At 67.3% G+C, this 16,227-nt stretch carries 14 protein-coding genes; 12 read left to right on the top strand and 2 right to left on the bottom strand.

Features of this window, described 5'->3' with window-relative positions:
• Positions 1-35: 35 nt before the first annotated feature.
• Positions 36-1,085 carry a substrate-binding domain-containing protein gene (locus LHP98_RS18215; protein WP_227253983.1) on the bottom strand — a complete coding sequence of 350 codons (1,050 nt, stop codon included), beginning with the start codon at positions 1,083-1,085 and terminating at the stop codon, positions 36-38.
• 40 nt (positions 1,086-1,125) lie between these two features.
• Positions 1,126-1,926, bottom strand: a complete 801-nt coding sequence (locus LHP98_RS18210) for a DeoR/GlpR family DNA-binding transcription regulator (RefSeq protein ID WP_227253982.1) — start codon at positions 1,924-1,926, stop codon at positions 1,126-1,128.
• 168 nt (positions 1,927-2,094) lie between these two features.
• Between LHP98_RS18210 and LHP98_RS18205 the strand changes: the two genes are divergently transcribed.
• From LHP98_RS18205 to LHP98_RS18150, 12 genes are all read left to right on the top strand, one after another.
• The gene (locus LHP98_RS18205; protein ID WP_227253981.1) at positions 2,095-4,164 is read left to right on the top strand and encodes a bifunctional rhamnulose-1-phosphate aldolase/short-chain dehydrogenase; all 2,070 of its coding nucleotides are present in this window, start codon (positions 2,095-2,097) and stop codon (positions 4,162-4,164) included.
• Between the two features lie 12 nt (positions 4,165-4,176).
• The gene (gene rhaI, locus LHP98_RS18200; RefSeq protein WP_227254000.1) at positions 4,177-5,460 is read left to right on the top strand and encodes an L-rhamnose catabolism isomerase; all 1,284 of its coding nucleotides are present in this window, start codon (positions 4,177-4,179) and stop codon (positions 5,458-5,460) included.
• Positions 5,461-5,556: 96 nt separating this feature from the next.
• Positions 5,557-6,615: a DUF4037 domain-containing protein gene (locus LHP98_RS18195; protein ID WP_227253980.1), complete on the top strand. Its 1,059-nt coding sequence runs from the start codon at positions 5,557-5,559 to the stop codon at positions 6,613-6,615.
• Positions 6,612-7,598 (top strand): uroporphyrinogen decarboxylase family protein, encoded by a 987-nt coding sequence (locus LHP98_RS18190; protein ID WP_227253979.1) that lies wholly within the window; start codon positions 6,612-6,614, stop codon positions 7,596-7,598. The genes LHP98_RS18195 and LHP98_RS18190 overlap by 4 nt, the downstream gene beginning before the upstream one ends.
• Entirely contained in the window at positions 7,595-9,637 is a 2,043-nt protein-coding gene (locus LHP98_RS19650; protein ID WP_227253978.1) for a hypothetical protein, read from the top strand. Before LHP98_RS18190 ends, LHP98_RS19650 begins: the two co-directional genes overlap by 4 nt.
• 61 nt (positions 9,638-9,698) lie before the next feature.
• Complete coding sequence (locus LHP98_RS18180; RefSeq protein WP_227253977.1) at positions 9,699-10,607, top strand: DMT family transporter; 909 nt, start codon at positions 9,699-9,701, stop codon at positions 10,605-10,607.
• A complete protein-coding gene (locus tag LHP98_RS18175; RefSeq protein ID WP_227253976.1) occupies positions 10,604-12,043 on the top strand; it encodes an ArnT family glycosyltransferase in 1,440 nt (479 codons plus the stop codon). The genes LHP98_RS18180 and LHP98_RS18175 overlap by 4 nt, the downstream gene beginning before the upstream one ends.
• 79 nt (positions 12,044-12,122) lie before the next feature.
• On the top strand, positions 12,123-12,812 hold the full coding sequence (locus tag LHP98_RS18170) for a phosphatase PAP2 family protein (RefSeq protein ID WP_227253975.1): 690 nt from the start codon (positions 12,123-12,125) through the stop codon (positions 12,810-12,812).
• Positions 12,813-13,028: 216 nt separating this feature from the next.
• Positions 13,029-13,400 carry a 30S ribosomal protein S12 gene (gene rpsL / locus LHP98_RS18165; protein ID WP_107674699.1) on the top strand — a complete coding sequence of 124 codons (372 nt, stop codon included), beginning with the start codon at positions 13,029-13,031 and terminating at the stop codon, positions 13,398-13,400.
• A 12-nt stretch (positions 13,401-13,412) separates the two neighbouring features.
• The gene (gene rpsG, locus LHP98_RS18160; protein ID WP_227253974.1) at positions 13,413-13,883 is read left to right on the top strand and encodes a 30S ribosomal protein S7; all 471 of its coding nucleotides are present in this window, start codon (positions 13,413-13,415) and stop codon (positions 13,881-13,883) included.
• Positions 13,884-13,892: 9 nt separating this feature from the next.
• Entirely contained in the window at positions 13,893-16,010 is a 2,118-nt protein-coding gene (gene fusA / locus LHP98_RS18155; RefSeq protein ID WP_227253973.1) for an elongation factor G, read from the top strand.
• Between the two features lie 91 nt (positions 16,011-16,101).
• Positions 16,102-16,227, top strand: a 126-nt coding sequence (locus LHP98_RS18150; RefSeq protein WP_264473849.1) for a GTP-binding protein, incomplete at its 3' end; no start/stop codon positions are given.

Raw genomic sequence — 16,227 nt, 5'->3', positions numbered from 1 at the left:
TGGCCCCCCCGCCTTCGGGTTCCGTCAGGCCGACGTCAGTTCGCCGCGGCCTCGACGTTGTCCTTGGTATACACCGTGAACGGCCCCATCAGGATGCGCTTGGCGCCCGGACGGCCGGGGTCTTCCTCGATCTTGAAGGCGCCCATGCGGCCGGCGTTCAGCTCTTCGCCGATCTCGCCCTTGATGGCGCCGGTGGCCAGGGCATAGCTGACCTGATAGGTCAGGTAGCCCAGGTCGACAAAGCTCCACAGCGCGAACTGCGGGGCGCAACCGTTCAGCGAATAGCTGACCATTTCCGCCGGCAGGCCCAGGCCCGAGACCTTGACCTTCTCGCACAGGCCCTCGTCCTGCATCGCCTTGGCCGCGGCGACGATGCCCACCGTTGTCGGCGCCATGATCACCTTCAGGTCGGGATACTTGTCCACCAGGCCCAGGGCGCGGTTGTAGCTCTCCTCGGACTGGTCGTTGCCGTAGACGACATCGACCAGCTTCAGGTCCTTGTACTTGTCGCCCTTCAGCACCTCTTTCATCGCCTCGATCCAGGCGTTCTGGTTGGCCGCATCGGGGCTGGCGGACAGCACCGCGAATTCACCCGCGCCGCCGGCCAGGTCAAACGCCATGTCGGCCATGACGACGCCGATCGAGCCGAAGTCGACCTGCGCCACGAACACCGTCTCGCCCTTGCCGTTGGGGATCGGGCTGTCCCAGGTCACCACCTTGGTGCCCGCCGCCTGCGCGGCCTCGGCCGTTGGCGCGATCTGGTCGCCGGCGTTGTTCGACAGCATCACGACGTGCTGCTTCTGCGTCGTCGCCGTGGTCAGCATCTCGATCTGCCCGGCGGCCGAGTTCTCGGGCGTCGGCCCGATGAATTCCAGCGTGCCGGTCGAGCCCAGTTCCGCTGCCGCCTCTTGCGCGCCGCGGTTGGCCTGGTCGAAGGGCAGGATGCCCAGGAACTTGGGCAGCAGGACGGCGTTCACCGCCTGGCCCGGGGTCGCGGTCACCGGTTCTGCCATCGCGGTCGAGCCGAGAAGGCCCGCCACCAGACCGGCGGCCAGCGCCAGTCCCGAGAATTTCGTCATCTTCATCGGTATCTCCTCCCTCTTGGTTTGCACGTCTCACGGCCGTTCAGGCCGCCGTGAGGACCTTCCTTTCCTGCGGGTCCGCGATCAGCACCTCCACGCCGACCGACCGCAGATGCTCCACCATCTGCGGCGGTGCCCCGGTATCCGTGACCACGGTCGAAACGCGCGACAGCGGGCAGACCACCATGTTGCCGCGGGCCTCGAACTTGGACGAATCGGCCACCACGATCAGCCGTTCGGTGCGGGTCAGAAGCTTGGCCTCGGCCCGGGCGATCAGCGGATCGCTTTCGATCACGCCCAGGGGGGTGATCGCATAACAGGACATGAACATCTTCGACGCCGCGAAATGCTGGATCGCGTCTTCGTCAAAGGGCGACAGGATGATGCCCGGCTCGCGATACAACTCGCCGCCCGGCAGGACCACGCGGTTGGCGGAATGCGCGATCAGTTCCTGCGCGATGGGGAAGCTGTTGGTCAGCACCTGCATCCGGTGCCCGCGCAGGCATTGCGCCAGGAACCAGGTGGTGCTGCCGGCGTTCAGGATGATCGAATCGCCGTCCTCGCACAGGCCTGCCGCCAGCGCCGCCACCGCGCGCTTTTCGGTTGCGTGCTGGGTCTGGCTGGCACCGAACGACGTCGCGGTCAACTCGTTCTGCCCCGACACGCCCGCACCTTCGGCCCCGCCATGCACGCGCCGCAACTGGCCGCTGTCCTCCAGCTTGGCCAGGTCGCGCCGCAGCGTGGCGACCGAGGCCCCGGTCAACGCGGCCAGGTCGCCGATGCGGACGATGCCGCGTTCGCGCAGCCGGTTCAGGATCAGGTGCCAGCGTTCACGTTCATGCATGACCTTACGCTAGAAAGAATCGCTCATATCCGTCAACAATCAATCGCGATGCTGCACCGCAATAGATTCTCTGCGACGCAGAATGCGCATTCTTGATTGACTGTGAGCGTCTGGCTCGTATCCTTTCCTGAAATTCCTTCCCGACACCGATGGACAGATGACCCCCCGATGACTCAAGGCAGCCTTCTTCCATCCCTCTGGGATGACGCCGTCGCCGCCCGCCTGGATGAACCGGGGCTGCTGCTGTACCGCTCGAACCTTCTGGGGTCCGACCTGCGGATCACCAATTTCGGTGGCGGCAACACCTCGGCCAAGGTCGCGGCGAAGGATCCGCTGACCGGGGCTGATGTGCAGGTGCTGTGGGTCAAGGGTTCGGGCGGCGACATCGGCAGCATGAAGCTGGACGGTTTCGCCACCGTCTACATGGACCGGCTGATGCAGCTCAGGGCGCAGTATCGCGACCTCAGCCAGGAAGACGCCATGGTGCAGGCGCTGGACCATTGCATCTTCAACCTGAACCCCCGCGCGCCGTCGATCGACACCTGGCTACATGCCTTCGTGCCGCAGGTGCATGTGGACCATGTGCATTCCGACGCGGTGATCGCCATTGCCGCCGCAAAGGACCAGGTGGCACTGACGAAAACCGTTTTCGGCGATGAGATCGGCTATCTGCCGTGGCAGCGGCCGGGCATCGACCTGGGCATTCAACTGGGCCGTCTGGCCGAGGAAAACCCCCACCTCAAGGGCGCGGTGCTGGGCAGCCACGGGTTGTTCACCTGGGGGGCCACGGCGAAAGAGTGCTACGAGACCACGATCCGCATCATCAACACCGCCGCCGCCTGGCTGGCCGCGAACGAGGCGCGCCCGGTGTTCGGCGGCGAGAAGGTGCCCGCCCTTGCCGCGCAGGACCGCAAGGCCGCCGCCCGCCGCCTGATGCCGCTGATCCGCGGCCGCATCTCCAAGGCCGAGATGAAGGCCGGCCACTTCACCGACGCGCCCGAGGTGCTGGACTTCGTGAACTCGAATGCGCTGACCGCGTTGGCGCCCTTGGGCACCTCTTGCCCCGACCATTTCCTGCGCACCAAGATCAAGCCGCTGATCCTGCCCGCCGATGCCGACGAACCCGCGCTGGATGCCCTGATCGCCGGCTACCGCGCCGACTACGCGGCCTATTACGACCGCTGCAAGCGCCCGAACTCGCCCGCCCTGCGCGACCCGAACGCGGTGATCTACCTGGTGCCCGGCGTCGGCATGATCTCGTTTGCCAAAGACAAGTCCACCGCCCGGATTTCGGCCGAATTCTACCTCAACGCCATCAACGTGATGCGCGGGGCGTCCGGCGTCAGCACCTATCAGGGCCTGCCGGAACAGGAAGCCTTCGACATCGAATACTGGCTTCTGGAAGAGGCCAAGCTGCAGCGGATGCCGAAGGCCAAGCCGATGCAGGGCCGCGTCGCCTTCATCACCGGCGGGGCAGGAGGCATCGGTTCCGCCACCGCAGACCGTCTGCTGAAGGAAGGCTGCAACGTGGTGCTGGCCGACGTCGACCAGCCCTCGCTGGACGAGGTGACCGCCGGTTTCGCCAAGCGATACGGTCGCGACATGGTGCGTGGCGTGGTCATGGACGTCACGCAAGAGACGCAGGTCGTCGCGGCGCTGGAACAGACGGTGCAAGAGTACGGCGGCCTGGACGTGGTGGTGAACAACGCCGGCATCACATCGGCCGCGGCGGTGGAGGATACCACCCTTGCGATGTGGAACCGCACGATGGACATCCTGTCCACCGGCTATTTCCTGGTGGCGCGCGAAGGCTATCGCATCCTCAAGGCGCAAGCTCTGGGCGGGTCGATGGTCTTCGTCAGCTCCAAGAACGGCGTCGCCGCCTCGCCCGCGGCATCGGCCTATTGCACCGCCAAGGCGGCCGAAATCCATCTGGCCCGCTGCATGGCGCTGGAAGGCGCGCCCTTCGGCATCCGCGTCAACGTGGTGAACCCCGACGCCGTGCTGCGCGGATCGAAGATCTGGCAGGGCGAATGGAGCCAGCAGCGCGCCGCCTCGAACAAGATCGCGGTCAGCGAGCTGGAAGAGCATTACCGCAAGCGCAGCCTGCTGCAACGCTCGGTCTTCCCCGAGGACATTGCCGAAGGCGTCTACTTCTTCGCCTCGGACCTGTCGGCCAAGTCGACCGGGAATTTCCTGAACGTCGACGCCGGCAACGCCGTTTCCTTCACGAGGTAGCCCATGACCGCGCTGATTTCCGAAGACCTGATCGGCAGCCTGAACGCGCAGGCCAGCGCGGCACAGGAAGACGATTTCGGCGCGCTGGCCCGGCACCTGGCCCGCCGTGGCATCGACATCGAAACCGTGGTGACCCGCGCCATGGCCTGGTCGGTGGCGGTGCCGACCTGGGGCGTCGGCACCGGCGGCACCCGCTTTGCCCGCTTTCCCGGGCCGGGAGAGCCCCGCCACATCCATGACAAGCTGGCCGATTGCGGGGTGATCCAACAACTGACCCGCGGCACGCGGACCGTCAGCCCGCATATCCCCTGGGACAAGGTCGCCGACTGGAACGCCTTGCGGCAGGAGGCGGCGCAGTATGGCCTGGGCTTCGACGCGGTGAACTCGAACACCTTCCAGGACCAGCCCGATCAGCCGCTGACCTACAAGTTCGGCTCATTGGCCTCCGCCGACCCTGCCACCCGTGCGCAGGCGGTGGAGCACAACCTGGAATGCATCGAGATTGGCCGCGCCCTTGGGGCGCCCGCACTGACGGTCTGGATCGGCGACGGAACCAACTTTCCCGGCCAGCAAAGCCTGACCGCGATGTTTGACCGCTACCTTGCGGCAATGGAGGCCATTTATGCCGGCCTTCCCGACGGCATGGTGCTGCTCCTTGAACACAAGATGTACGAACCCGCCTTCTATTCCACCGTCATCAGCGACTGGGGCTCTTCCCTCATCGCCGCGCAGGCGCTGGGGCCGAAGGCGAAATGCCTCGTGGACCTGGGCCACCATGCCCCCAACGTGAACATCGAGCAGATCGTTTCCCGGCTGATCCATGTCGGAAAGCTGGCGGGCTTTCACTTCAATGATTCCAAGTACGGCGACGACGACCTGGATGCCGGCAGCATTGACCCCTTCCGCCTGTTCCTGGTGTTCAACGAACTGGTCGATGCCGAGGCGCGCGGGGCGCGCGACTTCGCCCCGGCCTACATGATCGACCAAAGCCACAACGTGACCGACCCGATCGAAAGCCTGATGTCCAGTGCCATGGAAATCGCCCGGGCCTATGTCCAGGCCTCGCTGGTGGACCGCAAGGCGCTGGCTGAGGCCCAGGCCGCGAACGATGCCCTCGGTGCGCACCGGCTGCTGAAGGCCGCCTTCCTGACCGACGTCTCGCCCATCCTGGCCGAGGCACGCCTCCGTCAGGGCGGGGCGCAGGACCCGATCACCACTTATCGGGCGTCGGGCTACCGCGGCAAGGTCGCAAAAGAACGACCCGCCGTGAAGGGGGCGTCGTCGGGGATCGTCTGAAGCGCCCGAATTTTCGTCGAAAATTCGGGTCTGTTCAGGGAAGCCGAGTTTTCGACGAAAACTCGGAGGGACGAGCGAGAGGGGAGGCCGGGTTGCATGGCGCAGAAGCGGTCGATCATCGACGACAGCCACGACTTCTGGAATGAGGTCGTCCACCCGCTGTTGCAGGTGCATTTCCCGCAGGAAGCCGCGCAGATGGCGGCGGGAGTCTTCGGCTACGGGTCGGAAGTGTTGCGGCTGGATGATGAGTACTCCACCGACCACCACTTCGGCCTGCGGGTGAACATCCTGCTGCCGGAAACCCTGATGGCCGCAATGGGCGCCGAGATCGAGGACGGCCTTGCCGCCCACCTGCCGCAGGTCTGGCGCGGGCGCGAGTTGCGCGAGGGCTATACCCGCACCAAGGGTGTTGCACTGGCCAGCCTTGAGCATCACCTGCGCTCCACAATCGGTCTGGACCGGGCGCCACAGACCCTGGCCGACTGGCTGGCGATCCCCGAGGAAGACATCACCCACATCGTGGCCGGCGAGGTCTGGCACGACCCCTCGGCCCGCTTCTCCGCCGTCCGCATTGCCCTGCAAGCCTATTACCCCGAACCCGTCCGCCTGCGCCGTCTGGCGCATTGGAGCCGGTATTTCAGTGGCATGGGCGTCTATGCCCTGAAACGCGCGCTGCTGCGCAACAACACGCTTTACGCCAGCACCACCTTTGCCCGCAGCTTGCGCTGGGGGGTGCAGATGGCCTTCCTGCTGGACCGCACCTATTACCCCTATGACAAGTGGATGACCGAGATGTTCCACCGCCTGCCCCGCATGGGCGCGCGGCTGGCGCATATCGTGGATGAGGCGCCGCGCCTGACCACGGGCTGGCAGCGCAAGCTGGACCTGCTGCATGAGATGTCCGACATCCTGGATGCCGCCATGGTGGAAGACGGCCTGATCGCCCCCCACCCCCGCTACGAGGTCTCGGCCACCTCGGGATATCGGCTGCTGGAATCCGCCTATGCCGACCTGATCCGCCAATGCCCCGCCGAAATCCGCGGCACCGTCCCGCAATGGGAACAGGTGCATTGGGAAGGCTTCCATTCCGAATTCGTCGCCGGGGTGGACCAGGACGACTGGCGCCGGATGCTGCTGCTGGAGGAAGCCGAATGAACGGGTTGCAACGCGTGATGGCCACGATCAACCGCCAGCCGGTGGACCGCACGCCCATCGACTGCTGGCTGTACCAGAAGCACTTTCTGGAACGGCTTGAGGCCGACTATGGCCCGCGCGAAAAGTTCCTTGAGGAATTCGGCATCGACGTCTTCGTCGGCCTGATGCCCTTTCCCAACCAGTACGGCCGCCGCTTCGACATCCTGGAGCTTGCGGGCCTGCAGTTGGAAGACCCGAAAGACCCCAAGTGGCTGAATTTCACCGCCTGGAACGAGGATTTCGGCGGCACCAACATCGCCACTGCCATCACCCGGCACAAAGGCAACCGCTGCGTTCTGGCGCATTGCTGGGGGATGGTCGAGGGCACCTCGTCCTTCCTGGGCATCGAGAATTGCTGGATGCACCTGGGCGGCCACCCCGACCGCATGGCCGCCTGGTTCGACCGCTATGCCGACTGGATGTGCGTGCAGGTCGACAACCTGATCGAGGCCGGCGTGGACATGATGACCCTGTCCGACGACTGGGGCAGCAACGGCACCATGCTGTTCTCGCCCAAGCTCTGGCGGGCGATCATCAAGCCCTATGCCGCCCGCGTGGTGCAGCACGCCCGCAGCCGCGGCTTGCCGGTGAACCTGCATTCCGACGGCTACATCCTGCAGATCGTCGAGGACATCATCGAGATGGGCTTCACCTCGTGGCACCCGGTGCAGGAAAGCGCCGGGATGGACCCGCGCGAGGTCAAGGCGAACTGGGGCGACCGGATCGTGATCTACGGCTCGCTCGACGTGGTGGACGGGCTGTTGAAGTATGACGGCGAGGAACTTGACGAATACATCACCGAACGCTTCGGCATCTATGCCCCCGGCGGCGGCTTCATCTTCAACGCCGGGCATTTCATCCAGCCCGACATTCCGCCTGCAAGGCTGGTCCGCGCCTACCGGCTGGTGAACAAGCTGGCCGCGCAATACGGCACTTTGCCGTGAAGGCGCCCGAGGGCACATTCTGGATCGGCCCGGAGCATCCGTTCGACCTGTCCGAGACCTACCTGAACATCCGCGCCGACGTGACCATTGACCGCCCCGGACGGGCCTATCTGAACCTGTCCGCCGACAGCCGCTACCGCCTCTGGGTGAACGGAGCCTTCTGCGGCCGCGGCCCCGAACGATCCTGGCCCACCTCCATGGCGGTGGACCGGATCGACGTGGCCCGACACCTGACCCCCGGCCTGAACCGGATCGCGGTGCAGGTCTACAGCCCCGGCTATTCGCACTTCGCCTACGTCCACCGGGCCGCCTGCGGGCTGATCGCCTGGCTGAGCATCGATGACGCGCCTGTCCTGCGGACCGACACCACCTGGCGCGTCCGCCGCGATCCGTCTTGGTCGCCGCTGGTCCCGCGCGTGTCGATCTACGGCACCGGCGTCGAACAGCGCGACATGGCCCGCGCCGAAGACTGGCAGCAGGCCGATGCCTCCGACTGGCCCGCCGCCCGCATCGAGCAACCACCCGAAGGCCCGATCTGGGCCGCCCTGCGCCCGCGCGCCATGCCGCGACTGGTCGAGGAGACCCGCGCCCTCACCACCCCCTGGCAAACCCGCCTCGGCCCCACGCCGCCCGCGACCGACGACCCCCATGCCGACCTGATCGCCGCCTTCGCCGCCTGCCCGCCAGGCGGCATCCCCAAGGCCCTCACCCCCGGTCAGACCGCGATCTGGGTTTTTGATCTGGGCGAAACCCGCGCCGTGCTGGCCGGGGCGCAGGTCACCGGGGCAGGGGGCGAGGTGTTGACCGTCTCTTACGCCGAGAGGTTGTGCGACGGCCAGCCGTTGTTGCCCGACCCGCAGACCTACTGCCGGATGCGCCCGAGCGACCGCACCACCCTGCGGCCCGGCCGGCAGACAGTGGAAGGTTTCACCCCGCGCGGCGGCCGCTACCTGATCTTCCGGCTGGACGCCGTGGCCACCGTAACCCCGGCCCCCGCCTTCCACGCCATCCTGCCGCACTATCCGCTGACCGAGCGCCCGCTGCCGAAGCTGCCCGCGCCCCTGGCCGCCGCTGCAAAGATGTGCCGCCGCACCACGCGGAACTGCCTGCAGGACGGCTTTGTCGACAGCCTGTGGCGCGAGTCGAGCCAATGGCTGGGCGATGCCCTGCCGCAGGCGTTTGCCCTGCAAGCCCTGTCCGACGACCCGCGCCCCTTGCGGTTCACCATCGACATGGCGGCCGAGGGGGCAGCACCCGATGGCGTGCTGCCGTCGATCCTGCCCGGAGAGGTCCCGGCCTATGTCGTCACCGACTACAACTTTGCCTGGGTGCAGCTGCTGGCCGCCTATGCCGACCACCCCGGCGCAACCGACGCGCCCGAGGTCATCGCCCGCCACTGGCCGACCCTGACCCGCCTGCTGGACCGTTTCCTGCAAGACCGGGCCGAGGACGGACTGATCCGCAGCCAGCCCGGCCGCCGGCTGTTCCTCGACTGGTCGCCGATGGCGCGGGACGAGCCGAACCTGACCTACAACCTGAGCTTCCTGCATGCCCTGCACAGCGCCGCGCGACTGGCGGCCCGGTTCGGCCGGCCCGACGCCTGGTCTGCCTCTGCCCTGGCCCTGGCCAACACTTTGCGCCAGACCCATCGCGCCGAGGACGGCTGGCGCGAAAGCCCCGGCGGCGCGCCGGCCTGCCAACTGGCGCTGGCGCTCCTCGTCCTGACCGGCACCGCGGCGGATGAGGCCCCCGCCCTGGCCGACCGCATCGCCGCCCGCTCGCTGGACCTGGACGACGGCGCCAGCCCCGGCACGCTGGTCCTTGCCAGCCCGTTCATGCACCACACGGTGTTCCAGGCGCTGTGGTCGCAGGGCCGCGCACAGGACATCCGCGCCATCATCGCCGCCCGCTGGGGCCGCTGGGCCGCCGCGGGCCAGCCGACGACCTGGGAAAACTGGTCGATCGACTTTCCCGACGGATCGGCCTGCCACGGCTTCTCGGCGCATCCGCTGGGCTGGCTGGCGCGCTGCCCGGCTTGACTTTCGCCGCTGCCCGGTCGACCACCGCAAGGAACCCTGCAGACCCCCGGAGCGCGCGGTCATGAACCGATTCCAGGCCGCCGAGGCGCGCCTATCCGACAACGCGCGCGGCGTGCTCTTGATGAATGTCGCCATGGCGGCCTTCACCCTGAACGACACGGCGATGAAGGCGGCGATGCAGACCCTGCCGCTGTATCAGGCCATCGGCCTGCGCGGGCTGCTGTCGACCCTGGCGCTGGTGCTGATCGGCCTGCGCCTGGGTGCTTTGTCGCTGCGGCTGCCGCGCCGCGACCTGGGCTTCGTCGGCCTGCGCACCCTGGGCGAGGTCGCCTCGACCCTGACCTTCCTTGCCGCGCTGGTGCATATGAAGCTGGCCAATCTTTCGGCCATCATGCAGGCGCTGCCGCTGGCGGTGACGCTGGCCGCAGCGGTCTTTCTGGGGGAACGGATCGGCTGGCGCCGGGCCTTGGCCATCGCCGTGGGCTTTGTCGGCGTCCTCATCATCATCCGACCCGGGACCGAGGGTTTCGACCGCTGGTCGGTCCTCGGCATCGTCTCGGTCGGCTTCGTCGTGCTGCGTGACCTTGCCACCCGCAAGATGAGCCGCGCCGTGCCCTCGGTCACCGTCGCGGTGATCGCCTCGGCCGCGGTCATGGCGATGGGCCTGGCCGGCGCCACCCTGCAGGGCTGGCAGCCGGTCAGCCTGCGCGAACTGGCGCTGATCCTCTTCGCCGGGCTGGCGCTGATCGCGGGCTATCTGTCCGTCGTCGCCACCATGCGCGTCGGAGACATCGGGGCCGTCGCGCCATTTCGCTACATGGCGCTGCTCTGGGCCATCATCCTGGGCTGGCTGGTGTTCGGCCAGTTGCCCGATTTCTGGACCCTGGTCGGCTCGGGCCTGGTCGTCGCCTCCGGCCTGTTCGCCCTGCTGCGCGAACGGAGTCAGGCCCCCGGAGCCCTGCGTCGATGACGGGCGGGACCGCCAGAACCGCCGGCTGGCTGGCCCCGGTGCTGGGGCTGGTGGTCGCGGTCGTGGCCCTGCGCTGGGCGGCGCTGGCCTTCGACCGGACCGACCTTTTCGTGGACGAGGCGCAGTACTGGCTCTGGGGCCAGCACTTCGACTGGGGCTATTTTTCCAAGCCGCCGATGATCGGCTGGCTGATCGGGGCGGTCACCGGGCTGGCCGGCAGCGATGCGCCGTTCTGGGTGCGGATGCCGGCGGCGGCGCTGCACGGGGTGACGGCGGTGCTGCTGGCCGCCCTGTCGGTGCGGTATTTCGGCACCCGCGCGGCGCTTTGGACGGCCGCGGCTTACCTCAGCCTGCCGCTGGTCGCGGTGGGGTCGTTCCTGATCTCGACCGACACGGTGATGATGCCCTTCTTCGCCGCGGCGCTGCTGGCGCATGCGCGGCTGTGCGAGGGCGGGCGCAACGCCGATGCGGTGCTGGCCGGGGCGCTGGCCGGCCTGGGGTTCCTGGCGAAATACGCCGCGCTGTATTTTCCGCTGGGCGTGGTGCTGGCGGCGCTGCTGTTCCCGGCGGCGCGCATTCCGCTGCGGCAGGCGGCGCTGATGGCGGCGGCCTTCCTGGTGGCGGCGGCACCGAACCTGGTCTGGAACGCGGCGAACGGGCTGGCGACGCTGACCCACACCGCCGGCAACATCGGCTGGGTGCAGCCCGGGGCAAAGGCGGCGCTGCCGGGCCTGGCCGGCCTGGCCCGCTTTCTGGCTGACCAGGCCGGGGTGGCCGGGCCGGTGGTCTTCGTCGCGCTGCTGGCCGCGCTGGTCCGGTTGCGCCGGCACGGCCCGCTGGCCGCCTTCGCGCTGGTGCCGCTGGCGGCGGTGGCGGTGCAGTCCGTGCTGGACCAGGCCAATGCCAACTGGACGGCGACCGCCTACCTCTCGGGCACGCCGCTTGCGCTGGCTGTCCTGGCGGGGTGGCCGCGACTGCGCGCCCTTGGTCTGGCGCTGAATGCCGCTCTCTGCCTTGCCCTGGTGGGGTTGACCCTGGCGCCCGAGACCCGCTTCGGCCGCGATGCACCGGTGCTGGCGCGCTACCTGGGCCGCGCCGCGCTGAGCCATGAGCTGCTGGCGCTGTCGCAGGCCCAAGGCGGCGTGCCGATCCACGCCCGCGACCGCGACGTGCTGGCCGACCTGTTCTACACCGGGCGCGACAGCGGCATCGCCATCTACGCCGCACGCCCCGCCGGCGCGCCGCTGCACCACTACGAGCAGCGCTATCCGCTGCCCGAGGGCATTGCCGGGCCGGTTCTGGCCGTGCTGCCCGCCGCGCCGCCCTGTCCGGTGCTGGCGCCACCGGTGCCGGTGGGCCGCGGCCCCGGCGCCTATGCCGGGCGCGGCCTCTCGGCCTGGCTGGTGGAAGGAGACTGCCTTGCCCAAACCCGCTAGACCCAGACCCGCCAGACCCGGACCCGCCAGCAAACCCGCCAGATCCCGGACCGCCCTGGGCCTTGCCCTGTTCCTGGCCGTGACCTGCGCCCTGGTCTTCCTGCTGTTCTCGGCCTTGCCGCAGCTGGACCTGCGCGCCAGTGCGGCCTTCTTCGACCCGGCCACGCGGCGCTTCGTGCTGGACGGCTGGCCGCCGGCCGAGGCGCTGCGGAACGCGGTCTGGAACCTGTCCATCGTCGTTGCACTGGCCGCCCTTGCGCTGAGCCTTGTCGCCGCCCTGCGCCGGTCAAGGCGGGTGCTGGGCGTGCCGTTCCGCGCCTGGGCCTATGTGGTGGCCGTCTATGCGCTGGCGGTGGGGGTGCTGGTCGAAAACCTGCTCAAGCGCGGCTGGGGCCGCGCCCGGCCGCCGCAGATCACCGAATTCGGCGGCGAGGCCGCCTTCACCCCGGTCAACGTGCTTTCCGGCGCATGCGTGCGGAACTGTTCGTTCGTCTCGGGCGAGGTCGCCGGGGCGGTCGCGCTTTCGCTGGGGCTGGCCGTGTTGCTGGCCTGGGCAGGGCCGCGCCTGCCCGGCGCCCTGCGCGCCCCGCTCTGGGCGCTGACCCTTGCTGCGCCGGTCTTCGTGATGGCGCAGCGCTTCCTGTCGGGGCGGCATTTCCTGTCCGACGTGCTGCTGGCCGCGCTCTTCACCGGGCTGGTCGCGGCGGTTCTGGCGCTGGTCTTCCGGCCCTTCCCCGGAGGCGTTGACAATCCCGGCGACTCCCCCTAGAAGCCGCTCACCTTGACCGGGGCGCAGGCCCTTGGCCGGGGTCAGAGCGCTTGATGTGGTCATGATCCGGGTGGCAGCACCCCGATCCTCTGGAATTCCCCGCGTCATCCCCGCCCAGGGGATGCCTGCGGTTTTCGTGTTTTGCGATTCGCGCAAGGCACGGTCGAGAAGCGGCGCCCCACTGGCACGGGGCGAGTATCGAAACGAGGAACGTGAATGCCGACGATTCAGCAGCTGATCCGGAAGCCCCGGGAAGCGAACGCGCGCAAGTCCAAGTCGCAGCACCTGGAATCCTGCCCGCAAAAGCGCGGGGTCTGCACCCGCGTCTATACCACCACCCCGAAGAAGCCGAACTCGGCCATGCGGAAGGTCGCCAAGGTGCGCCTGACCAATGGCTTCGAGGTCATCTCCTATATCCCCGGCGAAAAGCACAACCTGCAGGAACACAGCGTCGTGCTGATCCGCGGCGGCCGGGTCAAGGACCTTCCGGGTGTGCGCTACCACATCCTCCGCGGCGTGCTGGATACCCAGGGCGTGAAAGACCGCCGTCAGCGTCGTTCGAAATACGGCGCCAAGCGTCCGAAGTGAGGAGATAGAGAGATGTCCCGTCGTCACGCCGCCGAAAAGCGCGAGATCCTGCCCGACGCCAAGTATGGCGACAAGGTGATCACCAAGTTCATGAACAACCTGATGCTCGACGGCAAGAAGTCCGTCGCCGAAGGCATCGTCTACGGTGCGCTGGAACGCGCCCAGGGCCGCCTCAAGCGCGAACCCGTCGTGCTGTTCCACGAAGCGCTCGACAACGTGAAGCCCTCGGTCGAGGTGCGCTCGCGCCGGGTCGGCGGCGCCACCTATCAGGTCCCCGTCGAAGTGCGCACCGAGCGCCGCGAAGCGCTGGCGATCCGCTGGCTGATCGCTGCCGCCCGCAAGCGCAACGAGAACACCATGGTGGAACGTCTGGCCGCCGAACTGGCCGATGCCTGCAACAACCGCGGCACTGCGGTGAAGAAGCGCGAAGATACCCACAAGATGGCCGACGCAAACAAAGCGTTCAGCCACTACCGCTGGTAAGAGGGCAAAATGGCACGTCTGTTCCCCCTCAGCCTGTACCGAAACTTCGGGATCATGGCCCACATCGACGCCGGCAAGACCACGACGACCGAGCGGATCCTCTACTACACCGGCAAGTCCCACAAGATCGGCGAAGTCCACGACGGCGCCGCGACCATGGACTGGATGGAGCAGGAACAGGAACGCGGCATCACCATCACCTCGGCGGCGACCACCACCTTCTGGGAGCGCACCACCGACGGCACCACGATGGAGACGCCGAAGCACCGCTTCAACATCATCGACACCCCCGGCCACGTCGACTTCACCATCGAAGTCGAACGCTCGCTGGCCGTCCTTGACGGCGCGGTGTGCCTTCTGGACGCCAACGCCGGTGTCGAGCCGCAGACCGAAACCGTCTGGCGCCAGGCTGACCGCTATGGCGTGCCGCGGATCGTGTTCGTCAACAAGATGGACAAGATCGGCGCCGACTTCTTCAACTGCGTGAAGATGATCAAGGACCGCACCGGCGCCACTCCGGCCCCCGTCGCGCTGCCGATCGGCGCCGAGGACAAGCTGGAAGGCATCATCGACCTGGTGACGATGGAAGAGTGGGTCTACCTGGGCGAAGACCTGGGCGCGACCTGGGAAATCCGTCCGATCCGCGCCGAACTGAAGGCGCAGGCCGACGAATGGCGCAACAAGCTGGTCGAACTTGCCGTCGAGCAGGACGACGCGGCGATGGAAGCCTACCTTGAGGGCAACGAGCCCGACGTGGCGACCCTGCGCGCGCTGATCCGCAAGGGCACGCTCGCCATGGCCTTCGTGCCGGTCACCGCGGGCTCCGCGTTCAAGAACAAGGGCGTGCAGCCGGTCCTGAACTCGGTGATCGACTACCTGCCCTCGCCGCTGGACGTGAAACCCTACATGGGCTTCAAGCCGGGCGACGAGACGGAAACCCGCAACATCGCGCGGTCGGCCGATGATGCCCAGCCCTTCGCGGCGCTGGCGTTCAAGATCATGAACGACCCCTTCGTCGGCTCGCTCACCTTCACCCGCATCTATTCCGGCGTCCTCAAGAAGGGCGACCAGATGATCAACTCGACCAAGGAACGCCGTGAGCGGGTTGGCCGGATGATGATGATGCACGCCATCAACCGCGAGGAAATCGACGAGGCCTTCGCGGGCGACATCATCGCGCTGGCGGGCCTGAAGGAGACCACCACGGGTGACACCCTGTGCGACCCGGCGAACCAGGTCGTGCTGGAAACCATGACCTTCCCGCAGCCGGTGATCGAGATCGCCGTCGAACCGAAGTCGAAGGCCGACCAGGAAAAGATGGGCATCGCGCTGGCCCGCCTGGCCGCCGAAGACCCGTCGTTCCGCGTCGAGACCGACCTGGAATCGGGCCAGACCATCATGAAGGGCATGGGCGAACTTCACCTCGACATCCTCGTGGATCGCATGAAGCGCGAGTTCAAGGTCGAGGCGAACATCGGTGCGCCGCAGGTGGCCTACCGTGAGACCATCTCGCGCTCGACCGAGATCGACTACACCCACAAGAAGCAGACCGGCGGCACGGGCCAGTTCGCCCGCATCAAGCTGTTGATCGACCCGGTGGAACCCGGCGTCGGCTACAGCTTCGAATCCAAGATCGTCGGCGGCGCGGTGCCGAAGGAATACATCCCCGGCGTCGAAAAGGGCATCAAGTCGGTGATGGACTCGGGCCCGCTGGCCGGGTTCCCGGTCATCGACTTCAAGGTGCAACTGATCGACGGCGCCTTCCATGACGTCGACAGCTCGGTTCTGGCCTTCGAGATCGCCACCCGGGCCGCCATGCGCGAGGGCCTGAAGAAGGCCGGCGCCAAGCTCTTGGAGCCGATCATGAAGGTCGAGGTGGTGACGCCGGAAGAATACACCGGGTCGATCATCGGGGACCTGACCAGCCGTCGCGGCATGGTTCAGGGCCAGGACAGCCGCGGCAACGCCAACGTCATCAACGCGATGGTGCCGCTGGCCAACATGTTCGGCTACATCAACAACCTGCGCTCGATGTCATCGGGCCGCGCGGTGTTCACGATGCAGTTCGACCATTACGACGCGGTTCCCGAGAACATCTCGCAAGAGATCCAGAAGAAATACGCCTGATCGGTGTGGCGGGGTGAACCCCGCCCTACCACAACCGTAGGGTGGGGTTTCACCCCACCGCCACCGACCAAAGACATGAGGAGCGACCCAGATGGGCAAGGCAAAGTTTGAACGCAACAAACCGCACGTCAACATCGGCACGATCGGCCACGTTGACCACGGCAAGACGACGCTGACCGCGGCGATCACCAAGTATTTCGGCGAATTCAAGGCCTAC

Origin of the sequence: Rhodobacter sp. Har01 (genome assembly GCF_020564565.1) — a bacterium.
Classification (GTDB): domain Bacteria; phylum Pseudomonadota; class Alphaproteobacteria; order Rhodobacterales; family Rhodobacteraceae; genus Pseudogemmobacter.
This window is presented reverse-complemented; position numbering and strand designations above follow the sequence as displayed.